Source organism: Paenibacillus polymyxa M1, from assembly GCF_000237325.1.
Taxonomy (GTDB): domain Bacteria; phylum Bacillota; class Bacilli; order Paenibacillales; family Paenibacillaceae; genus Paenibacillus; species Paenibacillus polymyxa_C.
Genome location: NC_017543.1, coordinates 38,831 through 65,822, shown reverse-complemented (window position 1 = coordinate 65,822; position 26,992 = coordinate 38,831). Strand labels below are relative to the sequence as shown.

General features: G+C 45.4%; 12 protein-coding genes and 2 pseudogenes. 10 read left to right on the top strand and 4 right to left on the bottom strand.

Annotation, left to right across the window (positions count from 1 at the left end):
* Nucleotide 1 precedes the first annotated feature (1 nt).
* The 9 genes and pseudogenes from PPM_RS26650 (at nucleotide 2) to PPM_RS26615 (ending at nucleotide 21,657) form a co-directional block, all read left to right on the top strand.
* Nucleotides 2–7,825, top strand: a complete 7,824-nt coding sequence (locus PPM_RS26650) for a hybrid non-ribosomal peptide synthetase/type I polyketide synthase (protein WP_014600092.1) — start codon at nucleotides 2–4, stop codon at nucleotides 7,823–7,825.
* A gap of 35 nt (nucleotides 7,826–7,860) precedes the next feature.
* Nucleotides 7,861–13,524 carry a non-ribosomal peptide synthetase gene (locus PPM_RS26645; protein ID WP_014600091.1) on the top strand — a complete coding sequence of 1,888 codons (5,664 nt, stop codon included), beginning with the start codon at nucleotides 7,861–7,863 and terminating at the stop codon, nucleotides 13,522–13,524.
* A 15-nt stretch (nucleotides 13,525–13,539) separates the two neighbouring features.
* Nucleotides 13,540–14,115 (top strand): glutamate decarboxylase, encoded by a 576-nt coding sequence (locus PPM_RS30715; protein ID WP_014600090.1) that lies wholly within the window; start codon nucleotides 13,540–13,542, stop codon nucleotides 14,113–14,115.
* Nucleotides 14,030–15,157: pseudogene (locus PPM_RS26640) on the top strand (aminotransferase class V-fold PLP-dependent enzyme); the annotation flags it as partial. The gene PPM_RS30715 and the pseudogene PPM_RS26640, both read left to right, overlap by 86 nt.
* 65 nt (nucleotides 15,158–15,222) lie before the next feature.
* A complete protein-coding gene (locus PPM_RS26635; protein ID WP_014600088.1) occupies nucleotides 15,223–15,936 on the top strand; it encodes a hypothetical protein in 714 nt (237 codons plus the stop codon).
* A gap of 315 nt (nucleotides 15,937–16,251) precedes the next feature.
* The gene (locus PPM_RS26630) at nucleotides 16,252–17,199 is read left to right on the top strand and encodes an ABC transporter ATP-binding protein (RefSeq protein WP_014600087.1); all 948 of its coding nucleotides are present in this window, start codon (nucleotides 16,252–16,254) and stop codon (nucleotides 17,197–17,199) included.
* Between the two features lie 12 nt (nucleotides 17,200–17,211).
* The gene (locus PPM_RS26625) at nucleotides 17,212–17,988 is read left to right on the top strand and encodes an ABC transporter permease (protein ID WP_014600086.1); all 777 of its coding nucleotides are present in this window, start codon (nucleotides 17,212–17,214) and stop codon (nucleotides 17,986–17,988) included.
* Entirely contained in the window at nucleotides 17,985–18,971 is a 987-nt protein-coding gene (locus tag PPM_RS26620; protein WP_014600085.1) for an ABC transporter permease, read from the top strand. The genes PPM_RS26625 and PPM_RS26620 overlap by 4 nt, the downstream gene beginning before the upstream one ends.
* Before the next feature lie 67 nt (nucleotides 18,972–19,038).
* Nucleotides 19,039–21,657 (top strand): helix-turn-helix transcriptional regulator, encoded by a 2,619-nt coding sequence (locus PPM_RS26615; RefSeq protein ID WP_014600084.1) that lies wholly within the window; start codon nucleotides 19,039–19,041, stop codon nucleotides 21,655–21,657.
* A gap of 837 nt (nucleotides 21,658–22,494) precedes the next feature.
* Here the strand turns inward: PPM_RS26615 and PPM_RS26610 are convergent.
* Both PPM_RS26610 and PPM_RS28935 read right to left on the bottom strand, forming a co-directional pair.
* Entirely contained in the window at nucleotides 22,495–23,406 is a 912-nt protein-coding gene (locus PPM_RS26610) for a histone-lysine N-methyltransferase, H3 lysine-79 (protein ID WP_148266424.1), read from the bottom strand.
* 525 nt (nucleotides 23,407–23,931) lie between these two features.
* Nucleotides 23,932–24,180, bottom strand: a pseudogene (locus PPM_RS28935) (Tn3 family transposase); the annotation flags it as partial.
* 272 nt (nucleotides 24,181–24,452) lie between these two features.
* Here PPM_RS28935 and PPM_RS30710 point away from each other — a divergent pair.
* Nucleotides 24,453–24,614, top strand: a complete 162-nt coding sequence (locus PPM_RS30710; protein WP_080567902.1) for an IS3 family transposase — start codon at nucleotides 24,453–24,455, stop codon at nucleotides 24,612–24,614.
* A 1-nt stretch (nucleotide 24,615) separates the two neighbouring features.
* Here PPM_RS30710 and PPM_RS26605 read toward each other — a convergent pair whose 3' ends face one another.
* Nucleotides 24,616–25,743 (bottom strand): endonuclease/exonuclease/phosphatase family protein, encoded by a 1,128-nt coding sequence (locus PPM_RS26605; protein WP_014600081.1) that lies wholly within the window; start codon nucleotides 25,741–25,743, stop codon nucleotides 24,616–24,618.
* 42 nt (nucleotides 25,744–25,785) lie between these two features.
* Entirely contained in the window at nucleotides 25,786–26,907 is a 1,122-nt protein-coding gene (locus PPM_RS26600; protein WP_014600080.1) for a hypothetical protein, read from the bottom strand.
* Nucleotides 26,908–26,992 lie beyond the last annotated feature (85 nt).

Here is a 26,992-nt window from a genome sequence, read left to right as displayed (position 1 = left end):
CATGGAGCTCAGTACGGAGGAAAAACGACTTCGGTTGATGCGCTTGCTGCAGGAACGGGAATTGCAACCTCGGCAATATCCCCTCAGCTTATCTCAGCAAAGATTGTGGTTTTTAGAACAGATGGCACCTGGAAATACATCTTACCTGATTGCAACAGCCATTCACATTGAAGGTGATTTCAAGCTGGAGTTGTTTGAGCAGTGTATGCGATACCTTGTGCGACGGCACGAGAGTTTACGTACTCGGTTTCAGAACAGGAACGGTGGAGCAATACAGTATGTCGACCCACCAGCAGAAATCACTTGCTTTCCCATAGGTGTAACAGATTTGAGTCAATGGGGGGCGATAGAAAAAGAAACGGAGATATCCCGGCTTCAGCAGGTTGAAACGGAAACTCCATTTGACATAGCCCATGATCGGTTGATTCGTGCCCATTGGATCATGTTGGGCGAAAAAGAAGGCATTCTCCTGTTGACCATGCATCATCTAATCTCCGATGGTTGGTCTCTCGAGCTTCTCATCCGTGAAATCGAGGCCTGTTACCTAGCTTATGTTCAGGAAGAAACACCCAAACTTGACTCTTTGCCTTTTACCTATGGAGAATATGCACATCGTCAGCGTCTTGCGTTAGCTGGAGATATCCTCAAACAACGACTAGCTTACTGGAAGGTGCAACTTCACGACAATCCGCCTCAACTGGCATTGCCTGTCGACCGAATACGGCCAGCCACGCCGACGATGCGTGGCGGTACAGTTTCGCTTGAACTGCCGACGGAAATAGTCGAAGGGCTTAAGGGTTTGGCTAAAGGTAGGGGAGCGAGCGTTTTTATGGCGGCTCTCGCCGGATTTTATGCACTACTTGCCAAATATAGCGGTCAACATGATGTCGTTCTAGGCTGTCCTGTCGCTAATCGCAACGAAAGTGGAACGGCGGGAGTGGTTGGTCTTTTTGTGAACACGGTTGCTCTGCGAGTGAACGTTTCAAGTAGTCTCACCTTCCTGGAACTTCTCTCACAAGTAAAAAATACGATGGTCGAAGCTTTGGCTCATCAAGACATACCTTTTGAGAAGATCGTTGAAGAACTCCGTCCACAGCGTACTCTGGATGCCTCTCCGTTGTTTCAGGTTATGGTGGTTCAGACGGTACCATCGTCGTTGCCGGATCTTCCGGGGCTAAAGTTCTCCAAGGTAAGCAGTATTGGAACTTCCTCCAAATTTGATATGACCTTGTATGTGGAAGAAACAGGATCGGGCCTCTCAGTTTTGCTGGAATACAGCAAGGACCTTTTTGACGCTGAAACGGTGGAAAGGCTACTGGGACATTATAAGACTATCCTAGCTGCTGCTGTTGCCAATCCGCATTGTTCAATAATGGATCTGCCGCTCATGACTTCAGAAGAGGAACGCCAGGTGCTAAAAGACTGGCATACACCGGTAACTGTTGCCGAGGACGAAGAAACTTCTCTTCTGGAGCTGTTTGACCGACAAGTCCAGTCCAGTACGGATCGCACGGCCTTAATTGAGGACGGACAATGTATTTCCTACGGGATGCTGAACCGTATGGCAAACCGGATCGCATGGCAACTTTTGTCATCCAATGTAGGACCGGAAGTATTGGTCGGCGTTTGCATGGAGCGGGGAATTGAGCGAACAGCCGTACTATTAGGTATTTTAAAAGCTGGAGGAGCTTATGTACCGCTTGATCCAGAGCATCCGACCGAGCGGATACGATTAATTCTAAAAAAAATAGCCCCTCCCGTAGTTGTGACCCAATCTTTTCTTGCATCCAGGATACCCACAGGAGATTACCGTATTTTGAGTGTGGATTTGTTAGACGAACAGACGGAGCATTATAACGAGAATCCTCCAGCTCCTGATGTCCACGGGGACAATGCAGCGTATGTCATTTATACCTCAGGATCTACAGGAGACCCCAAAGGGGTTGTGGGTTTACATCGAGGAATACTAAACCGTCTCCGTTGGGGATGGGAAACATATCCATATTCTGCAAACGAAGTTTGTTGCCATCAGGCCGCACTTACTTTTGTAGATGCGATCGCCGAGACGTTTGCTCCGCTCCTGTGCGGTATCCCGGCTGTTATTTTGCCAAAGAAGGCTCTTCAAGACCCCCTGATTTTGGTGGATGCCTTGTTGAAACACCGTATTTCGCGCATAGTCATGGTTCCCTCTTTGCTGCGAGTTCTTCTCGAAACATGTGCCAAGCGAAAAGAGTATCTACAAGATTTGCGCTACTGGTCTGTGAGCGGAGAAACTCTCCCTCAAGTATTATGTGAGCGGTTCTTCGAACTGCTGCCTGGGCGAACGTTAATCAACATTTATGGATCATCGGAAGTATCGGCAGATGCAACATTCCACGCCATGACATCCCCTCCTCCAGGGATCGGCGTTCCAATCGGACGACCACTTCGCAATATGCGGATTTGTCTTTTAGATGAGCGGCTTCGTCCGATCCCTCTCGGGGTTGCTGGTGAAATCTGCATCGGAGGCGCTGGCTTAGCTCGGGGGTATCTCCATCATCCGGACTTAACAGCAGACCGATTTATACACTTTCCGCATGCCGAGGGTCCAGACGAACGCCTTTACCGGACTGGGGATATCGGTAGATTGCGTCCAGACGGCACGCTTCTTTTTGAAGGCAGACGAGATCATCAAGTCAAAATTCGCGGCATGCGTGTTGAACTGAGTGAAATTGAGTCGGTTCTTATCCGTCACCCGACAGTTCGCAATGCCGTAGTCACTGCTACAGAGCAAAATAATAGAAACAAGCGTTTGATCGCCTATGTGGTGCAAGAAGGTGAACCATGTGACCCGGCAGAACTGCGCAAATTTTTAAGTGAATATCTGCCGGAGCATATGATTCCTGCAGTATATGTTCCTATGGACACTTTGCCTGTTACGGTAACAGGTAAGATTGACCGTAGGGCGCTCCAAAGTTGGACAGGAGCTTCGATTCCTGAAAAATCTGTTTTTACCCCTCCAGTCACAGACATGGAACAATGCATAACGGAGATATGGAAGAAGTCGCTACAAGTTGAGCGGGTAAGCATACACGATAACTTCTTTGATTTAGGTGGGCATTCGCTGCTCCTGGTGGAGGTGAGAGACCGACTTCAGACTGAAATATCAAGAGAATTAAGCATCGTTGAATTGTTTCAATTCCCAACTGTTGCCAAACTAGCGCGATATTTGGTCGGACAAAGCAATGAAGCGAATTCTCATTTCAGACAAAAGCGAGGTACCACAGAGGGAACAGCAGCCCCATTCAAGAGAACGAATGAAGTTGCGATCATAGGAATGGCTGGTCGATTCCCTGGCGCGGAAGGGATCGAAGCATTCTGGAGCAATTTGCTGCATGAAGAATGCGGAATTCGAAGCTTTTCGAAAGAAGAGTTGGGGAAAGCAGGAGTTCCTGAAAAAATGCGTGGTGACCGACATTTTGTAAACTTTGGAGGGAAGTTGGAAGGGATTGAGTCATTTGACGCTGCATTTTTTGGATATACCCCAGGTGAAGCCGAGATTCTTGATCCACAACACCGAGTGTTCTTGGAATGTGCTTGGGAAGCAATGGAACGAGCTGGTTATGCTCCTAACGGAAGCGATGGTGCGATTGGGGTTTACGCAGGTACCACTCAAAGCACTTATTTGTTGTGCTCACTTCTTCCTCGTATGGACCCGGCAGACCCGACCAGTATGTTTGCGATAACTACAGCAAACCATGAGAATTATTTGGCAACTCGCGTGGCATACAAACTGGATTTTCAAGGTCCGGGGATCACCATACAAACGGCTTGTTCGACGTCACTTGTCGCTGTACATACCGCCGCACAGGCTCTACTTGCGGGTGAATGTGATATGGCACTAGCAGGGGGAGTTACGGTAAAAGTACCTCAAACTACAGGATATTTGTACCGGGAAGGTTCCATTGTATCGACGGACGGCTCATGTAAAGCTTTTGATTCGGAAGCAGACGGCACGGTTTTTGCCAATGGTGCAGGCGTTGTGATTCTCAAGCGCCTGGATGAAGCGCTACGTGACGGCGATACCATTCATGCCGTCATTAAAGGATCTGCCATTAACAATGATGGTGGACGAAAGGTGGGCTACACGGCTCCGAGTATTGGGGGACAGGCGGAAGTTATCCAGATGGCACTGGATTCGGCAGGTGTCAAACCCGAGACCATTTCATATGTGGAGGCTCATGGTACTGGCACTCCACTTGGTGACCCCATTGAGCTGGCGGCGCTAACAAAAGTGTTTGGAGCTTCGGCGAATGGTCCCTGGTGCGGGATTGGCTCGGTGAAAACCAACGTCGGACATTTGGATGCTGCCGCAGGGGTGGCCAGCCTGATCAAGGTGGCGTTATCGCTGCGTCACGAGATGCTACCGGCGAGTCTGCATTATACGAAGGGCAACCCGGCAGTGGATTGGGCCAACAGCCCGTTTTATGTCGTAGATAAGACACAGCCATGGACCCATGACCAATCGCGTCATCCTCGCCGGGCAGGGGTCAGTTCCTTTGGCATTGGAGGCACGAATGCGCATGTCATTGTGGAACAAGCTCCTGCACAACGGACGTCGGACGCTCCATCAGCGGAAGAGGTGCTCGTGTTGTCGGCTCGAACGCCGTCGGCGCTACAAACCATGTGCGAGCGATTGGCAGCGCACTTAGAGGCTCATCCGTCGCAAAGGCTTTCCGATGTGGCTTTCACTCTGCAACAGGGACGCAAGGCATTCGATCATCGCTGGAGCGCCGTGTGCGGCAGTACGGAGCAGGCGCTGCGCGCCTTGCGAGGCGAGGACGTAAGCCTGGTTCGCACTGGAATAGCAACTGCGGGAGAGCGTCCAGTTGTGTTCGCTTTTCCCGGACAGGGAAGCCAATATGTAGGCATGGGCGCGGAACTGTACCTGCAGGAGGCGAAATACCGGGAAACGGTGGATCGCTGTGCCGAGCTGTTAAAGCCGCAACTGGGTATGGATATCCGGGATGCGTTGCTGGGAAGAGATGGCTTTGAAGAGAAGCAATTAGAGGAGACATGGCTGACCCAACCAGCGCTGTTTGTGACCGAATATGCCCTGGCCCAGTTGTGGATGAGTGTGGGGGTGAAACCCATTGCGCTGATCGGGCACAGTCTGGGAGAATATACGGCCGCCTGTATAGCAGGAGTGTTCAGCTTGGAGGAAGGGCTGGAGCTGGTGAGCGTCCGTGGGCGACTGATGCAGCGATGTGAAGCGGGAGCGATGGCGGCAGTTGGCATGAACGCATCCGAGTTGGCCGAACAATTACAAGGAACGCTGGAGATCGCAGCCATCAATGGACCGCGAATGAGCGTGGTGACGGGACGGACGGAAGAGGTAGAAGAATTGATGGTTTGCATGCAGGAAGCAGGTGTAGAATGCCGCCGACTGCGAACGGGCAGTGCATTTCATTCCTCGCGGATGGAAGCGGTGCTGGGAGAACTGGAAGAGGCTTTGAAGCGTGTAAAGCTCCATGCACCGCAGCTACCTTACGTATCTAACGAAACGGGGGAGTGGATTACCAAGGAGCAGGCAAGCAATCCGGCCTATTGGGTGTCGCATACGCGCCGAGCGGTGAGGTTTGCAGACAATGCGGAGCAGGTGCTAAAGAGGTATCCGAATGCGGTAGTCATAGAATTAGGTCCGGGGCAGACATTAACGACATTGATGCGGCAGTCAGGCTGCTGGGAAGCGGAGCACAGAGGCATGCGTACATTACCAACGTACAAAACCGAAGGTGGAGAACGGGGGCAGTGGCTGAGAAGCGTGGCAGAATTGTGGAGCGGAGGTTTAAGCATCGGATGGGGAGCGTTACACGAGTCCCGGGTGCGTAACCGGATAGAATTGCCAACGTATCCGTTTGAGCGTCAGCGTTATTGGATCGAACCTCGTTTGTCTCAGAATGCGTCTACCTTAACTCGCGGTCGTGGTTTAGAGCGCTTAGAGCCTGAACAATGGCTGTATGAGCCTGTACTCCGTCAGACAGCGTTATCTTTGTGGCATCCTGAGGAATGCCATGGTTTATGGATGGTATTTGAGGAAAATCATGATGGATGGATTGATTTGCTGGCTGAAAGGCTCGAAAGTACCGGACAATCAATCGTTCGCATTCGTGCAGCATCAAATTTTGAAAAAATTGACGATCAGTTGTATAGCCTGAACCCGACAAACCCTGAGCACTATGAAAAAATCTTTGATTCTTTGTCCTCTGATGAACCTCTGATTCGCATCATCTGCTCATGGAGCGAAAGCGAATCTGACTTTGGTGGACTGGCTGGTTTTTTTCAGCTCTCCAGAGCAGTACAGGTTTATACGTGCAAGATTCCTGTCCATATTTACATTGTTACTGAAGGACTATACAGTATTGCAGGTGAAACCGAGGTTCATCCTGAGCGCATGATCCTCTCAGGAATTGGAAACGTCTGGATGCAAGAACATGAAAAGGGTGCTTTTCACTTGGTAGATGCGATGATGCCAAACCATCGTCTTCAGGCATCGCTAATGGCGGATGCCATGTTGGAAGATTTTGTGTCTGCCTCTGCAGGGGCTCTGCGTATCTATCGTAATAATCGTCGGTGGACAGTCGAATATGTGCCTATGACGGAAATGGTTGAGGAAAAGGGTATTGTGCAGACTTCATCTGCAACTTATCTTCTGATTGGTCCGTTCGACTCTAAAATGCAAACCTTCGCTCAATATCTCGTGCAGCAGCCGACTAATCAAGGCCATGTACGAATAATCGTGATGAATGATACGTTTGATGATGCTGACTCAATCAATTCGCCATTAATTGAAGCAGACCATATGAATGTAGCGGGTAATACTCAGCACATAGCGTCCCAAGTTTTAAAGCTAGAAGAGCAGGGAGCAGAGGTTCATTTTATCCCAGTTAAATTTCAGCTGCAGGGGGCATTGACGGAAGCTATTGCTCAAGCTGCGATTTTGTACGGAAACATTATCGGAGTTGTTTATACAGATTGGTCTTCGGAAGAAATTAATTTTGTGGCTGGGAGCGATCTGAATCACACAACAGTGGAAGTCGAACTTGGCCGTACGGTGAAGGGATTGAACGAACTGGAACGTGCTTTGGTACAACATCGCCCCAAATATTGTCTTATCCAATCCTCTATCGCCTCCAAGCTCGGAGGGTTAGGGTTGTCAATACATGCTGCCGCAGCGGCTTATACAGAAGCATTTGTACGCAGGCATAATGAGCAGTCGGATTCAGTTTGGCATTACATCGGTTGGGACGCTTGGAGTTTGGATACAGCACCTGAGCTAGAAAAAAGAGGAGGAGAGCTGGGCAGAATGGCTATTCGTCCACAGGAAGGGACTCATGTATGGTCTCAATTAATGACGAGTGGAAATGTACATCATTATCTTGTTTCAACGTCCGATTTCACCACTCGGCACAATTACGCTTTCCAAAGCTGGAAAGCAGAGCAGGTAGATTTGGATAGGGAGCAACCGCTGCTTCAACCTCGTCCGGTACTGCCTGTACCCATAGTGGAGCCTCGCCATGAGCTGGAGCAGCAGCTTGCAGATGCTTGGATTAACTTACTCGGAGTTGCTCCGATCGGCGTTCATGATGATTTTTTTAGTCTTGGGGGACATTCTTTGCTCGCTACACAAGTGATCTCCTGGGTGAACAGTCGATTTCCCATCGAATTTTCATTAAAGTATTTTTTCGAACATCCGACAGTGGCAGAGATTGCAGAGGCGATCGAGCTGATGTTAATTGAAAAGCTAGAAACGATGACCGAGGAACAAGCCAGCCAACTTTTATAGCGGCTCTGATCGTGAAATAGAAAGGGTGACAAAAGGTGGAAAATGAAGGTTTATCTCTATCTGGCAGCAATCTATCGGATGCTAAGCGAGCCCTACTTGAAAAATGGAAAAAGGGGAAAGTTTCCACTGGGGAAATGAAGCCCCGTGATCGGAATGAGTCGCTTCCGCTGTCATTTGCTCAGCAACGATTATGGTTTTTAGAACAATTAGTCCCGGGAACACCTGTCTATAATATTCCGGGAGCCGTGCGCTTGAGTGGAAGTTTGGACTTAAAAGCACTGCAAATGGCGGTCTGTGAGATCATTCGACGGCATGAGGTGCTCCGCACCCGATTTGTTGTCCATGACGCTATCGCTTATCAGGAAATTGAAAATATTGGGGCCTTTAATCTGCCAATCACGGATTTAAGCTTTCTCTCTAAAACTGAACGGGAGGTTGAAGCCGAACGATTGATCTCAGAAGAGGCAAAATGCCCCTTTGACTTGACCGTTCCACAGCTTTTTCGTGTACGATTGATACGTTTGGAGAAGGAAGATCACTTTCTTGTGATGTGCATGCACCACATTATTTCTGACGGATGGTCGCTGGGGGTATTCCATCAGGAGCTTGCTTTACTATATAAAGCTTTTTCCCAAGGTGAACCTTCTCCCTTGCCGGCACTGCCTATTCAGTATGGGGATTTCTCTACGTGGCAGCGCAGAAGAATGGAGAACGGAGAATACCAGGAGCAACTGGACTACTGGTGTCGTCAGCTCGAAGGTCTGCGATCCGATGTAAACTTACCGTATGATCGGGCTCGCTCAACTGTGCCGACTTACCAAGGAGCCCGGTATTATTTTGAAATATCCGAAGCACGAACTGAGGGCTTGCGCTATCTCGCTCAGGAAGATAGAGCTACGCTTTACATGGCACTGCTTTCGGTACTAAAAGTTCTTCTTTTTCGATATGGAGGATCAGCAGACATTTCAATCGGTTGTCCGATTGCTAATCGAAATCAGGCACAGATTGAAGGGTTGATTGGTTTTTTTGTAAATACGCTCGTCATACGTTCACAGATTGGGGACGACGACGATTTTCAGACCGTTCTCCGTCAAGTAAAGCGTGTGGCATTAGAAGCGTATGCCCGGCAAGATGTTCCATTTGAACAACTGGTGGAAGTTCTTCACCCTGAAAGAGATCTGAGCATATCCTCACCTCTCTTTCAGACGGGCTTTGTCTTTCATAACACGCCAATTCTGAAGACAGATTTGGGAGGACTAGAGTTGACACCCATAACCGTGCATAACGGGATGGCACCCTTTGACTTTCTGCTTTCGCTTACAGAGTCCGACCGAAAACTAGTTGGGTTCTTCGAATATTCGACTGAATTATTTGATGAGGATACTATCGTTCGTATGACAGCTCACCTGCAGGTATTGATAGATAGTATTTTGTCCAATCCTGTTGAGCCTGTAAAGCATCTGGCTATATTACCGGAGAAGGAGAGAAATTGGTTACTAGCATGGGGGAAAGAAGAAAATGATAAAGAGAAGGAGACGCACACAGAAACAAGCATCATACATGAACGTTTTGAGCATATTGCTTGTCTATATCCCGATTCTGTCGCGGTGGTGCATGAGGACAAGTCGCTGACCTATGCTGAACTTGATGGGAGGGCAAACGCCCTAGCACGTCAGTTGCGGCGATTAGGAGTGAAAGCTGAAGTTCGTGTCGGTTTATATCTGGAGCGTTCGCTTGATCTTATCATTGCCATTTTGGCTGTGCTCAAAGCAGGTGGAGCCTACGTTCCACTTGATCCTGCTTATCCGAAGCAGCGTATCGCTTATATTGTTGATGATGCTGATATGTCCCTGATGATCACACAGACCCCACTTCTCAGCACATTTCTTGATCTCAATGTGCGGACCGTTACTGTGGATGATTTCGATGTAGACGCAGAGAGCCAGGCTCCAATAGGTTTTGAAACAGATCCTTCACAATTAGCCTATGTTATTTATACTTCCGGTTCCACTGGCCAGCCGAAAGGAGTGCTTGTAGAACACAGAAATGTAGTCCGCTTGTTTGATAATACGCATAATTGGTTTGAGTTTGACCAGCACGACGTATGGACGCTCTTTCATTCGCATGCTTTCGATTTTTCTGTATGGGAAATGTGGGGAGCTCTGTTCTATGGAGGCAAGCTGATAGTTGTTCCTTACCTCGTTAGCCGTTCGCCAGAGAATTTATATGCTCTTTTGCATTCCGAAGGAGTAACAGTGCTTTGTCAAACGCCTTCCGCTTTTCGACAACTGTCTCAGTATGACGAGGGACATCAGCCAACGAAACTCAATTCTTTGCGTTATATCATTTTTGGCGGAGAAGCATTGGAAATGCATACCCTCCAATCTTGGTTTGACCGACATGGGGATGTCCGGCCGCAATTGGTGAATATGTACGGCATCACCGAAACCACGGTACATGTCACATACAAACCGCTAACACTGGCTGATCTCGAAGCCAGAAACAGCCTCATTGGGGTTCCCTTACCCGACTTGAACTTATATTTATTAGACCGTAACCGCGAGTTAGTGCCTATAGGTATACCTGGAGAGATTTATGTAGGAGGCGCAGGCGTTGCAAGGGGATATTTAGATCGGCCCCAATTAACCACAGAGAAATTCGTTCCGAACCCGTTCTCCCACACCCCAGGCACCATACTCTATAAAACTGGCGATGAAGCCAAAATCTCACCCGCAGGTGAACTGGAGTTTCTTGGACGTAACGATTTACAGGTTAAAGTACGAGGATTCCGCATTGAACTGGGTGAAATTGAAGCAGCAATTAAGAAGCATGTTGCCATCCAAGATGCTGTAGTTGACGTAAAATCGGATGCGATGGGAAATAAGCAGCTTGTTGCCTATATTATCGAGAAAAATACGGATAACGGCGATGTGGAATTAACCAAACACTGGGAAAATGTATTTGATCAAACCTACGGGAGTGGATCTTCGGAGGAAGCCGTCGAATTCAATATCACCGGATGGAACAGCTTGTATGACGGTCAGCCTCTTTCAGCGGATTGTATGCGGGAATGGGTTGAAGGGACGGTCAAACATTTGCTCGACTTGAAGCCGAAGCGTGTGTTGGAACTGGGTTGTGGAACGGGACTGCTTCTTTTCCAAGTAGCACCGATGTGTGAGCACTATATGGGCACCGATATTTCATTAAAAGCCATACAGCGTTTGGAGATGCTGACAAAGAGCATGCCCCATGTAAGGCTCCAGCACCAGCCTGCCCACAACATGGAGGGAATTGATTCTGGCTCTTACGATCTGGTCATACTTAATTCGGTTATTCAATACTTTCCTAGTGTTGAATATCTCCTTGATGTACTTGATGCCGCAGTGAGAGCTGTTCGTCCTGGCGGTACGGTGTTTATTGGGGATGTACGAAGTTTGCCGCTGCTGGAAACTTTTTATACTTCAGTGGAGCAATTCAAGGCTCGGTTTCCGTTGACAGCAAAAGAACAAAGCATACGGGTTAATGATCGGATGAAGCGTGAGCATGAACTGATCCTTGACCCCCAACTATTTGTAGAATTGGTACAGAGAAATCCTGAATTAATTCACGCGGAAATTCAATGGAAACGCGGAAACCAATGGAACGAGTTGACGCGGTTCCGCTATGATGTTTTATTGCGTGTGAATTCTCCGGAGATACAGAAGGTAGAGCCATTAACATTGACATGGACTTCTATTCAGGAGTCAGAGAACACACTGCAAAAGTTGGCGGAGCAAGGTGTGGAAACTGTCGCTATCAGGGGCGTGCCCAATGTAAGACTTCGGAATTTGCTAGAAAACGTGGGGGAAGATGCTGCAGATCCTATGGATTTTGTTGTATTGGAGCGTACACTTCCTTATGATATTTCAATCCACTGGGCAGGGTCAGGTCTGGAACATTATTTCGATGTAATCTGTACTCACAGGAACCTCTTTTTAAAAAATCAGATCGTTAAAATTAGGAATAAAAGTACGCAAGGGACCGAAGATTGGAGTCATTATGCAAACAGGCCTGTGAAGATTAAAACGTCTGGTGGATTGCCGTCGGAGCTGCGTATCTTGATGAAGGAACAGTTCCCAGATTATTTCATTCCGACTGCCTACGTACCAGTGAGTGTGTTCCCACTTACTTCTAATGGAAAAGTTGACAGGGCGGCTTTGCCTACTCCGGGACGCAACCGCCCAGAATTGGAAAATTCCTATGTTAAACCCCGTACAGCGTTGGAGCGGCGGATTGCTGAACTTTGGAGCAACGTGCTGGGCATTCCTAAAGTTGGAGTCACAGATAATTTTTTCGAACTGGGTGGTCACTCTTTGCTTGCCACACAGCTTATTTTCAAGCTGCATGACGAGCTTAACATCGAAGTTCCTCTACGAGTGCTGTTTGAAACGCCTACCGTAGAGTGGATGACGAAGGCATTTGAAGCAATCCAGAACGGTGAGAAAGAGCTGTCTTTTTCGCAATTAAATTTATGGAATGACTGTAAGCTACCGTTTGGCATTCGTAATCCTGATTCGGTCAGTAAAGAGCACAGACCTGTGCAGAACATTTTACTAACGGGAGCGACAGGATTTCTTGGAGCTTTCCTACTACGTCAGTTGCTTCGAAACACTTCGGCGAATATCTTTTGTCTTGTACGTGGACGCACCGAGGAGGAAGCTGCACAGCGCTTGCAATCAAATCTCGCAAAGTACGGCTTGCTTGAAGAATCAGCTTCGAAACGCATAAAAGTGTTCGCTGGTGATTTGGGTCTCCAAAGGTTTGGGTTGTCTGAAGCTGTTTTTGATCGGTTGGCCGAGGAGATGGATGCCCTTTATCACAATGGCAGTATGGTCCATTTCATTGCGCCATATGTCGAGCATAAAGCAGCGAATGTGCTAGGAACTCAGGAAATGATACGACTGGCGAATAACGGACGCTTCAAGACGCTCCATTATATCTCGACAACGCACGTCTTTTCGGACCAAGATATCCAGAATGGAGTATTGTCGGAAATGGATATTCCGGGGCACCCTGAGGATCTTAAACTTGGATATACGCAGAGCAAATGGGTTGCGGAGCGTATAGTGATGGAGGCGGCTCGCTGTGGACTACCGACCCTGATTTATCGTCCGGGACGGATATGGGGAGATAGCCACACGGGCCACTGTCAAACAAACGATTTTATGTGGCTGATCATCAAGGCCTCTATAGAATTGGGGCTAATCCCCAATATGGAAGCTGAGATGGAAATCATTCCGGTTGACTTTGCAGCGGAAGCAATTATCTATTTGTCAGGTACCCAGATTCCTGACGGGCGTGTATATCATCTCTTGAATCCGACGCGAACCACATGGGATGAGGTAATCGAGACTCTTGTAAACTACGGATATGCTCTTAAGAAGGTACCGTACGAGATTTGGTACGAACAGATCCATCAGACGGCATCTTGCTCTTCAAACCAAGCAACGAATGCAATTCTGCCGCTTCTGGAAAGCGGATGGAATGACGGTATGTCAGAATTCCAAGTTCGCTATGACACTACCCATCTGATACAGGGTCTGAAGGAAAGCGATGTAACTTGTCCGAAACTGGACAGGTGTTTGATGAATACCTACCTTACTTATTTTGTCGAAACAGCTTTCTTGCCACAACCAAATGGAAGAAAGTTAGGGTATTAGGGAGGGTGAGAAATTATGGAGCCTATGTTTAACCAGTCGTTTCACGAAATCGGTGATTATTTACGTTCAGTGTTCGAGCCATCTGCAGAGCAACATAAATTGGAGGAGAAGATGGATAGGCTCATCACGGACGTAATTAACGAAATGCACGGCGCTCCAAGTGTTACATCGGATACGGAATTAGAGCTTATACCCCTGATGGGACAAGAAATAATTATTCCTGAAGTTCCGGTACACCCAGAGCAGTACATTAGCCATCTGATTCGAGAAGTCGTACACCATTGTATCAATACAACTTCTCCCAACTTTATCGGCCATATGACCTCAGCGTTGCCAATATTTTTCAGACCGCTTAGCCGCCTTTTAGTAGCACTAAACCAAAACGTGGTGAAGGTGGAAACATCCAAGTCATTTACAGTGCTTGAGCGTCAAACACTTGCGTTTATGCATCGCTTGGTGTACAGCCGTTGTGAATCTTTTTTACACCGAACATGGCCAAAATCTATCAAGCACGTTGGGAGTTGTGACTTCGGGGGGGACGGTGTCCAACTTGACTGCCTTGTGGATTGCACGCAACGTGGCGTTGCGTAACCAAGATACCGACGTGGAACGGGATGGTTACGCTCTCGCATTACATAAAAATGGGTACCAGCGGGGCGTTATTATAGGCTCATCCTTGATGCATTACTCGTTTGATAAGGCTGCCGATGTTCTAGGCTTGGGTAGTGACGGAGTAATCCGGATTGATTGCGACTCCCGCGGCCGTATAGATTTGGTAAAGCTTGAGAAGGAAATAAAGGCTTGCCAAAAACGGGGAGATCGAATACTCGCATTAATAGGCATTGCAGGTACAACAGAGAGCGGAGCAATTGATCCGCTGCTAGGCATGGCGGAGTTGGCCAGAACGAGTGATATTCACTTTCATGTAGATGCTGCTTGGGGAGGTCCGCTACTTATGTCGGACGTACACGCCCGTAAACTTCGTGGAATTGAAAGGGCTAATACCGTAACTATTGATGGACACAAACAGATGTATTTGCCCATGGGTATAGGGATACTATTGATAAAAGATCCACATGCTGCGGCTCGGATTGAGAAAACAGCTCGATATATCCTACGAGGTGGTTCCTTGGATTTGGGACGCCACTCGATGGAAGGCTCCCGTTCAGCGATGTCAGTGTATATGCATGCGGGGCTTTATTTACTGGGGCGTGAAGGTTATGGCTATTTGTTGGATGAAGGTATTCGAAAAACTCACTGGATGGCTAAGCTGCTGGCTAGTCATCCAGCCTTCGAGCTGATTGGCGAGCCAGAAATCAATATTTTAACTTATCGTTACATTCCTGCATCCCTTCGCGAGGCTGTACGAAGCTGTACCTTGCGTCCTGAAGAGCACGACCGAATTAATCGCTTCAATGAGCTCCTTCAAGAAATGCAAAGCCAGCAGGGGGATTCGTTCGTTTCCCGGACAACGCTGTGCGGAATTGAAGGGATGCCGAAATCTGTTGTTGTACTAAGGGTTATTTTGGCAAATCCGTTAACAACGGAAGCTCATATTCAGAGTGTTTTGAAAATTCAGCAGGAAATTGCCAAAGATCTGGAGCTTTCGTTCGAATACAATACAAACAGATAGGAAATTTGTGTACTGAGTAAGGACCTGGAACACTTGTGATCACGTCTCATAAAGGAGTGAAACATATGGTATTAAAAATGCCTAAATCTCTTCAGACCTTTCCTAAAGGAGCCATCAAGAATGCTCAGATCAATCAACGGTTTCCAGCCATAGGGATTACTGAGTTTCGTATTGATGTCCATACACTCGGAAATATGTTGATTTGTTTTGATGCAGAGAAAGAGATCAGCTTTGTGGCTTCCGGCGAAAAACATCTGCTTCCTCAACGAATTTGCTCTGGCGGCACATTCCTGTTCGAGGGAAGTAACTTGGGATCATATTGGAAACAGGGACAGAATCAAAAAATCTTCATAGAGGTTCATGTACCTCTAGAAACGAATGTACAAGCTAAATTCACGGCCGGAGTTCTAGTTTTAGATGGAGGACGGGGTAGCATCAATGTTGAGGGTACATTCGGAGAGGTGGCCGGGATTACAGAGTCCAATAACGTACAGATAAAGTTAAGTACTGGAGATGTCTCAATGAATGAGCTTCGTGGTGATGCGGATATCCGGCTAACGGGAGGAAGCGCTACATTGGGCTGGACTGAACTAACAGGTAGGGAGCGAATTGATGTCCATTGCGGGACCGGAGGGATTGACATACTCTTACCTGCTATAGAAACCACAGTTCTTGATCAAGGGTTTCTCCCCCGCGCCAAGCGGATAACAACACATACAGGGTCAGAAATCTCGGGAGTTATCGGTATAGGTACGTTTGACATAAAACATTGGCAGTAGGTATGAATTATTGAAGGAGCTTGCAAAACGGCAAGCTCCTTCAATAATTTTACGCCTTTAGTCCGACCATGTGAGTACCACAAGGAAAAATTTCGAGAATTCTGTTGAAGTACGGAACTGGACATAAACGTAGGAAGGTGATGAAATGCTTCAAACGGTTTGATATGGAATATTGGTGAAGCATGAGTCGATAAACATCAGAAATGAAGCTGTCTTAGAGGGGAAAATCAACCTTATGAATCGACCCTTTGGTTGATTTATTATACTGGCTTGCGCGGTAAGATGAGAACATAAAATAAGAGGAGTGGTGCTGTTATGATCTCTAATTCACCTATCATCGAAGTAAGCGAGCTAAGCAAAAGCTTTGGTAGCCGCACGGCGCTGAACAATGTAACGTTCGATGTGCATCAAGGTGAAATTTTATGTTTTCTTGGTCCTAATGGGGCAGGAAAGACTACAACAATCAATATTTTGTCTACCTCGCTGCGCGGGGACAAGGGAAATATCCGATACTGTGGAGAGCCAGTGGAACGGCTAATGAGCCAATACAAACGTGAACTTGGAATAGTTCCGCAGGATTTAGCGGTGTATGAGGACATATCAGCCGAAGCCAACGTTCGTTTTTTTGCTTCGCTATATGGTTTGACGGGTACGGAACTAGAGCAAGGTACAAATGAAGCGCTTGAAATCGTCGGATTGGCGGATCGACGTAAAGATAAACCGAAGACATTCTCTGGAGGAATGAAGCGGAGGCTCAACATGGCTTGTGCCATCGCTCATCGTCCTAAAATGATTATTATGGACGAACCAACGGTAGGTATTGATCCCCAGTCTCGGAACCATATTCTTGGATCAATCCGCAAGCTGAGGGACGAGGGAGCAACGATCATCTATACGACACACTACATGGAAGAAGTGGAGGAAATATCTACTCGAATTTTGATTATTGATCACGGCGAGGTTATCGCTTCCGGTACCAAAGAAGAATTAAAGGAACGGCTTGCCGATGAGAAACGTTACGAAGTAGAGGTTGAAGAAATAAATGAAATGCCTGATATTGATCTATACCGAATCGACGGCGTTAAGAAAGTAGACATCGTTGGAAACCGGATTCACATCTCAACTCTAAAAGGGATTGAAAATCTGGATCAAATCATTGTGAACATAACCTCAAATGGACTTAAAATTATTAATCTGACAGGTTTTTCGCCCAGTCTGGAGATGGTTTTTCTCAATTTGACTGGTCGTACGCTTCGGGATTAGGAGGAAAAGACAATGACCGATTCGAGAAAAAAAACGGGGCTGCTATTTCCATTTTTCATTATTCTTAAGCGAGATTTTATCAACCTGGCTACGAATGTCTCACTTATCCTGAGTAACACTATTTTTCCACTCCTTTTAATCTTTGTGCTTGGTTATTTGGGTGGAGGGCTATATGGTGGAAGTGACGTTACTGCTTACGATTACTATGGCGTGACGATTCTAATTTACAGCGCTTTAAACGTATCTATGACGGCTGCAAATAGTTTTATGGATCAAAATGTGAAACGTAGCAATCTTCGCATATTGTACGCACCGATCCCAAAGTCGTTCATTTACTTGTCCAAAACTGTGGCCACGTTCCTATTTACAGGCCTTTGCTCCATTGCACTTGTAGCACTACTTCAACTCGTGTTTAATATTCGGCTAGGTGGAACCTCCGCAGTTTACACAGCTGTTGTACTTCTTTGTTTCGATTTGTTTTCATCCGCACTCGGTGTCCTATTCTGTTGTCTCTTTAAAGGAGAGGAATTAACAAACAAAATTCTTTCGATAATAAACAGCGTGCTCGCGATACTGGGTGGTTTGTTTTTCCAATTAGACGGCCTCGGTAGGACGGCAGAAGTCTTATCCTTTTTCTCCCCGGTCAAATGGGTGGTTGAAACTGTGTTACGTATCGTTTACGACGGAGATTTCAGCTTGTTTCTACCAACACTGTTGAGCTTTGTTATAGCGTCCCTACTACTCTTATGGGGCTGTAAACGAACTTTCAAAACGGAGGACTATATATGAAAACGACCTTTCGAATTTTTTGCAATCATTCCCTTCGTATGTGGAACCGCAGGAATGTTATTGTGATTACCCTAATAATGACGTTGGCATCAATGGCGCTGGCAATCTATTTTACAGCTCAATCAGAATTGAAAGGCACCTTAGCGGTGGTAACAAGACAAAAAGTGAGTTTGACCCTCAGCTCAGAGCAATATCGGATTCAATATTTGCAGCAGCCGCCACCTAAATCTGAGCTGGTAAGAAATAGATATGATGCAGTGGTTACTTTCAATAGCGACGGCTCTCATCGTATTGAATCATTGAAATCGGATAAGTTTAAGCAGCAGCTAGAGCATGCAATTGTCCGCCCGCATGCGCCGTTGTCTGTAATGCCTCAAAGAGGAATTGGGACCAACATATTGGGTTACCTTACCATGTTCCTGCTTATTCAAGCTTTGTTCTATTTACAGTTGTTTTCGGATGACAAAAAAACGGGCACTTTTCGACGGACTGCTGTATCTCCTGCAGGAATTGTTCCCTATTTGTCAGCGCAATGTCTATTTGGATTTATGGCAGTTTATGTGCCGACATGGCTAGTGTTAGCACTAGCGAAAGCTGTAGGAATCAATATCGGATTTGGTCTTGGCACATACTCTTTACTTCTTGTCTTGCCTGCGCTGTTAGCAGTATCTTTTGCTCTGTTTATGGCAGCGTGGATCGAGAATGCTGATAATGGGCTATCATTATCTTCAGCCATTATACTTTTAAGTTCAGTGCTTTCGGGCAGCTTTTACACAATTGCTCATCAGAACGGTATTATGAAGGTTATTACAAGTGTTTTCCCACAACAGCATTTTATAACGCTCGTTCAAGAAATGGAGTTAAAAGGAGAAGTAGGGTTGTATTGGGAGCACGCACTTTATGTAATTGTAGCGTCCGCAGTGTTGGCGGCGGCAGGGTGGCTCATTTGTAAGAATCGTTTTCGCAAAGGATTCTACGGGTAACTTCGGAATTTCGTGTTATAGTAGAATTAGATATTTTCACACGAACTGAGGCAGGTGAAAAGAAAAGATGGGTAGTTTTCAGCTGCTTTCCGCCAAATTGAAAGCACCCGCATTACGTAAGCAATATGTCCCGCGTCCTGAATTGTATCGGAAACTTGATAGACTCTCCGATCACAAGGTTTTGGTCGTGCAGGGCTCAGCAGGAAGTGGAAAAACCACACTTATGACATCCTACATGAGCGAGCGGCCAGATCTTGGATGGTATTGGATTACGCTTGACGAAGCGAATAACGATGCGCGTTCTTTTTGGTATTACGTTTTAGAAGCGTTAAAGGGACTGTTTGGACAAGAGCCAGAGCACTTGCGTACAATGTTTGACGCACTATCCCAAAAGCCTAATTTGGATCACCTGCTTGTGCTACTAGTCAATCGGTTAGAGGAATGCAGAGCAGTAGGAACTCTGGTATTAGATGATTTTCACTTTATTGATGACACGACCTTACTTCAAAGTCTGACATTTTTTCTTCGCTTCAGTCCCGAAACAATCCGCATTGTTCTGCTGACCAGAGAAACTCCAAAGTTATATTTGGGGGAGCTTGCCATGTCGGGACAATACCTGGAGGTTAACGAACGCGAATTAGCATTTACCCACGAAGAAGCGCATTTATTTCTGGCTCAAACACTTGGTTTAACACTCGAACCTTCAACTGTTCACAAGTTGTATCAATGGGCTGAAGGATGGGTGGGCGGCTTACAACTGTCTGCTCTTGCGGTTGTTCACCATACGCATACTTTGACGGAGCCAGTCGGAACCTTGAACAGATACATGGTTGATTATTTATCTAATGAGATTTTGCGGTCGGTATCGGATTTGGAGCAACAGTTCATGCTTCAGACATCTGTGCTTGCATATTTCAATGAAAAGATATGTAATTGGATGCTCGACATTAATGATGCGGCGGTGATTATCACAAAGTTGGTAGAAAAGCATTTGTTTGTGATCACCGTGGATGAGGAAGAAGGTTTATATCGTTATCATCAGGTATTTGGGGATTTTTTAAGGGCAAAGCTTCGCGAGCAAGGAGAAGATACAGTACGATCGCTCCATCTTAGAGCAGCAGAAGTTTACGAACGAATGGGAAGTAGTGAAGAGAGCCTCCAGCATTATTTGTGGGCTGAGGCCTATGAAGAAGCTATACGTTTATTATTAGCAACAGGACATCACTTCCCCAATTGGTCGTATCTTCGGCAAATTCCACTGGACATTTTATCTTCCAGTCGCCCACTTATGTTTCAGCGGTTGTTTTATCACTTTTGCAACTTAGAAATTGAAGATATGAGGCAAATCATAAATTTAACACCACAGCAAGAGGAAGATGGATTAGGGAGCTTGTTTCAGTTGTGTCGTTTTATGCTAGGAGATGAAGTTTTTGAGCTACCTGTTGGAATGGAATGGCTCGAAAATTGGGATTCTTTTGAAATGGATGCAGTTACGCGTGCCATTATTTTGGTAACTGGTGGAACGATGTTGTCGCTTAAAGATCAATTTGCGACAGCCATGAATTGGCTCAATCAAGCAAAACGGTTGGAAAAATTGTCGCCAAATCCTTTTTTGCGCTTTTCTATCTTGAGCAGCCAAGCCCAAGTGCTGGAAACGTTAGGTGAATTTTCGGCATGTCTGTCACTGTATGATATTATGTTTGATCTTTGTGAGAATTATCCTATGCTACATCCAATGAAAGTTATCAACTGGATCGGGCTTACTGGCATCCAATTAAAGATGATGAAACTTGAATTGGCTGAAGAGTCAATTGCTACGGCTAAACAATTATTTTTCGACGATGATAGTCAATTAAAAAGTGCATATTTATATAACGAAATGGAACTTCGAGTACTTCACGGCGATAACACGCGCGCGATTGAATTACTGGAGGAACTTAAGAAAATTCCCCTTTATCAAAGTCCTACCTATTTTACATCTATTTTAAAATACATGCTCAGGTATGGATTGAGTAACATTGAAATGGAAAATGAACTATTGAAAAGAGTCGAAGAACCACACTCCAAAGCTTTTATACGCTTGGAAGATCGTTTGGCGTGTGCTCGAATTCGCGTAGCAAGAGGAGAAAAAGAGCTTGCCTATCAGCACCTTGACGTATTACTGCCTCACGCAAGAAAACATGGAATTCGAACCATTCTGGTAGAAGGGTTATTATTGAAGATGACTCTGATAGCTTCTGCATCAAGCGTGCCGGGAAAAGAATTGTTTCACGTACTCCGAGAAGCTGTCCATTACGGATATGAAAACGAGTACCTGTCTCCTTTTTGTTTGGAGATGGAGAGACTTCGCCCTTATTTTGGTCTATTTTTGAAAGATCCGGAGCAGGACTTAAATTCCAAAGAAAAATGCTTTGCACAGCTTATACAGACACTCTTGGAACAATCAAAAATGCAAATATCTTTGCCCGTATCACCTAAGGAGTGTGAAAAAGCCATTCTCAGTGAGCGTGAGCTTGAGGTACTTCAAGTGTTAGCCACGGGACGTAGTAACAAAGAGATAGGAGTTATGCTGTGCATTTCATTAGCTACTGTTAAATCTCACGTCATCAATATTTACGCGAAACTCCAGGTATCTAACCGAGTAGAGGCTGTAGAACGGGGGAGAGAGCTTGGATTACTTTATTAAACAGAGTATTGGATTCTATTCACTTCTTAAAATACTTGTAGGACCTAATTTATGAATCAATAATCACTGATTATTTTTTTGCTTGTACTTTTTTCTCAGTGAAGCGGTGAGGTACCAGTTTATGCAAAAGATACGGTACCACATTTCGGTAAGTTTGAGACGTGTACTGGTTTCCTTAGTTGCAATGAATAATAGGTCCAGTCACGTCTTTATTACTGATGTTTCATATATATTAAGACAAAATTCAAGGCTTTTCATTTATTAATTGATAAATCTATAAACGATTAACTGAAAGCTTTCTGTGTTAAAATCGCCTTTTAGTTATTTACAAAGCCGAGTCTCACGTATACTATGCAATGTTATAGTTAATATAGAATCTAATACCGTCATCAAAGATTTCTCCTTGTAGAAATTTTCATTGCGATTAGCAATTGTTTCTTGATTTCAATTGAAATTCAGACATCGTTCAGAAGCTTACTTTACAATCGTGAACAAAATAGGGTATTATTTCATTCCCTATTTGTCCTGTTAGACCATTACCCGTTGTACTATATTCTAGTTATTCTCAATACCGATTTTTGAGCTTCGCAAAATCGAAAGATTTTTTTTGTGAATGCTTATTTTAAGGATTCCATCCTGGAACAGGACTGATTCCGAAATGGAAATTTGCTAACTCAATGTGATTATGTTCCCGGCAGACAATAACTCCACCGAAGCAGTAAGCTTCTGGCCAAGCTAAAGTGGCAGTATGTTTATAGGTCATGAAGTTGTGAAAGCTACTTACACAGTAGTTCACTGGCTTAAAATATATAGTTACGATACTCGTGAAGGGGAAGGTCACATTTTTTCGTCCTTATTAGTTTGAAACTTCTCTAACAATTCAGCAATCCTATTAGCATGTTTCTCAGACAGTTCATTCTTTAACTCAGATAATTTTTCTTGCCATTCACTCTTTACTCGAAACTCCGCTTCTTTAACCTCCATATCTTTTTCCTTTATTAGAACTTCAGTTGCTCGCTCAAATTCTTTCTTTATCTGTAATATGCTTTCTTTATTCTCGAGTTGTTGACGATCGTTTTCTCTTTGACTTTGTTCCAATTGGTTTTTAAGCTCTCTCTCTGCCTCTTTAAATTCAGCACGTTCCCGCTTATGTTCTTCCTTAGCAGTCTTCAACTGCTCTTTCATATCAGCTACGTCTTTTTCTGCATGTAAAAGTTCATTTATGCGTTTCTCTTTTTGTTCCAACTTTTCATTAGTCAAACGATTCAGTTCCTCAACTGTCTTCGTTGTTTTTTCTAATTGCTCCATTTTTGAAATTAAATCACTATTGGATTGAAGGGAGACGGCTAGCTGTTCATCTTTTTGTGCCAGGAGTTTTTGTAATTCGGCTAGTTCTAATTGAATATTCATTAAATCTTGCTCTAAGCGGCCGATAGCCTCAAGTGAACGCTCCTTAGTTTCTTCGAGAGCATCGACCCCTCTTTCTCTCATACGAATATACACGCTCGAAAACCGGCTTAAATACTTTTGAAGCTCTTTTAATTCCTCCGCAAATTCCGGATCAGTTTTCTGCAGATCGTGCAGTTTCGTAATATGTAGTAAATGTTCAATAAAGGTGTCGTCTGTGCCTCCAGCAGCTTTCTTCATCGTTTCATATAAATCACGTGTACTAGGGGACAACCTCATTCCTTTTGTCTTACCATCATACTCACCTTTTTCTTGATTTGTCTTATTATTATCATCCATCATTTTACCTCCTGTTGTTAACATTGAAACCCTTATATATCAAGGATGTTAGCATGTTAACATATATTATTACGATAACTATAGCATATTTTTTGTGTGAAAAATAGTAGAAGAAAAGGGGGACTAGGTGTATAAAAGAGCGTTTTTTCTAACTTCCGATAATATAACGGTATCGGAAGTTAGAATTTGAGTAAAATGAGGTAGGAAATTAATTGACTGTGTGGTGTCATAATTAGTGAGAAAACTTTCAGATTAAATGAGAAAAAAATTTCATAATTAATGAGAAGTACATTAATGGAGTTGTTGTATGGTGTCAGAATTTACGAAGGTGTCTACAGACAATAAAGTTTTGTACTAATTATTAATATTAAACAATAATCATATCCTTTCTTAGTAAGTATTTAACAAAAGCCCGATGAGCAAGTATCATCAGGCTTTTTTATTATATTAAGAAGGGACTGCTTGGGCTTAATTAGAACGAGCATAAGTTATATAACAAGTCAAAAGCTTTTGAATCCTTTCCTGTTAGCGAAATCCGCGCAAATTCATTAAACCAAAGACTTGATCGGTGTAACCGGCTGTATCCGTATAATGCACCTTGATGGCCAAGTCCGTTTCATGGTGGAGCAAACCGTCGATGACGTGTACGGCATCCCGAGTGTTAGAAAATGGAAAATTGGTCGCCAACCGATAAATCGTAGCTCCTTTTCCCGTCCCGTAATGGGGATTGGCATCACCGTGAAGCGTCGAAGTTCTAATCTGGACGGTAATTCTATCAATAACATTATTTTACATATGTGTACAGACAATAAATTCATGTACTAGACATTAAAGTTGTGTACTAATTATTAATGACGGATAACAAGAATATCTCTTCTTAATAAGTATTTAATAAAAAGCCTGATGAGACGGGGGGACTGACCCCAAAACGTGAGACAAATCAAAACACCTTCAAGAGAATGAAACCATGTCGCAAGATATGGAGATAACCTTGGAGGTGTTTTTGAGTTGGCAACACGAGTTAGCTATCAGTAGAAAGGTACCGGAAAATCACGGCGCTCCTTCGAAAAGAACAACGCGTGAATCATAAACGAGTCCAACGGATCATGCAGTGTGAGGGGCTCCAGTGCCGCGTGAGAATGGAAAACGACAGGTCACGGGAAACCCATACAACCGGCCGAAAATTTGCTGGTGCGCCAATTTCACGCTAATCTAAATGTCCAGATCTACGTAGATTGCGGCATGGTCAGATGCAGCCTGCGCCGCGTTCGTAATTTCAGGAAGATGAGGAAACAGAGTTCCGTCCTTCCCGCCCCAAACGCCCTCACGGTAAATGCCTCCGCCCCGGGCGAGCCGGAATAGCGAAGGCGACATCAGGATATAGTCAATTTTGTCCTTGGCGTCACCGTCACCCCAAGTGCCAGGTCTGCCGGCAAAATCAAAACCTTCGATCTCACTGGCGTCTTTAAGATCGGAACCGTCCCGTAGAAGTGGGGCAAGAGGGTCACTATCCGGAGTATCGTTAAGATCCCCCATCACGGCAATCAGATCTATATTTGAAGCACGCAGATGCTCATAAATTTCGCGGACCCGCTTCGCCTGCTTTTTTCTAAGTGCTTTATCGTCATTTGCTTTGCTTTTGAAATGGTTAGCCAAAATGACCAGGCTTCGATTTTCCGGCAGCGGAATGTGGTATTCTGCGCAATCACGGTTAAACACTAGCTTACCATCCACCCTATCATCAACATGGCTTCGCATAAAATCCACTGCATACGGTGCCCGTGTAAAAAGTCCGACATCGATACCGCGGCTGTCATTCCCATCGATCAAGAGCGCATGATCATAAAGCCAGTTGGCAATGGGATAAAGTATTTGTTCGTTAAACATTACAAGTGAGGGCCTATTCTCAGCCTCTACCACCACCATGATTTGGGCGTCAATGTTTCGGATTACCCTCGCAGTGTTCTGCGTAGCGTGCTCGTTTATCGCTTCCGTCGTTAACTCAAACCATCCAATCCAATCATCGCGGCCGTTCGCCACGACCTTTAAGGCACCATACTTTCTGGAGACAAGTTTTCCCCGATTCCTGCGCAGGATAACAAAATCTGACTCATCTCTTTCTTTGAGTCCAAGTGCCTCCATTAAGCGCGCAATCTCAACTTTATCGGATGGACTGTAGATCTGCCGAGCTACAAGCGCATTAAGTTTTGCAACCTCTTCCAATACTTTTTGGCCGGAGAAGAGCCTATGATCCGGATCAGCTCCAATTCCCCATTCGGTCTGATTTAGTATCTTGGCCCGTTCAAAGAGATTTTCGACATTGTAAGAAGCTAGCCTCAACCAGATTCCTCCTCATCCTTATGGTATTTAATCAGCCATGAACTACAGGTTGATATCTTTGATGCCAAACCTGGAGAGCTTATGCACAACCTGGTCAGCGGACGGCGCATTTTCAATAATGATCTTCACCACTTCATCAGCATCATCAACAAGACGGATATAGCGTTTGAATTGCTCATCGGTCATGTTTTTTGAAACAACGAAGAGCTGTTTGAGCAAGTCCATCACGGGAACGTGTACTTTTCCATCGGGGACTTCAGGGACCTCCCAGAAATTACGACCCAGAAATAACATTGATGTAATCGGGTTGGGGAGGTTGTCTTTCTTGCCGCGGTAAAAAATTTGCGCAGCATCCTGGAACACCTCTTGAATCGTACCCGCCCTCCCCTCGGAAAAAACAATACCGCAAGATGCCAATGATAGAAGGACGTCTTCCCGTGTACTGTTGAGAAAGTACTTTGCTACGTGGGTTGCAAGCGGTGTGAACGGTTCGTGTCCATAATGCCAGGTTGGTACAGCCAAACTGTTATTGATGGGGGTGAGTTGGTTCTTAAGCTCCTGGGCAATCTCCCAAGCAGGGAGCATCCATGCGTGGAGTTTGCTCATTAGATCTTCATTGATAGTCCACATATTTTCTTTGTGTTCGAGGATGTACTGCATGTCTACCGGAAAATCGGCATATGCTTCATGCAATCTTTTGATGGCGGAAGTAAGCTGATCTGCGGAGCGTCCGGCATAAAGCGCCCCCAGATGCGTTGCTTCCATACAACCAGGTCCGCCGCCGCTAACGACGATAAAGCCGGATTCAGAAAGCTTCTGGGCAATGTGTGCAACCTTGCAGTATGTCTCGCTGCCGCGCGGCTCCTTGTGCCCCCCCATAATGGAAACAGGACGTCTCCCGGATCGCATCTCGTTGGCCAAAAATGACCTCAGTCCAAGCCCGACTGAAGCGTCATGCAAGGCTTCCATCATAGCGGCGTAAGGGTCCGAGACGGCGGTGAGTCCTTTTTGATGGAAATATATAAGGTTTTGAAAATCCGGGGTCACTGACACGCTGAGCGTGTTATGGGGATCAAAGTTCTTATATAATTCATCCGGGTTATATAGCCCACTGTGTATTGGGTTAAATGGGGGATGCATGATCACTTCAGCTGTTTTATTCATTGTTCGCTCCCAATAACTGTTATTTTCACGTCGTTTTTCTACTGCAATGGTACGGAAAAGTCACCCATCATCTCAGTGGAATGCC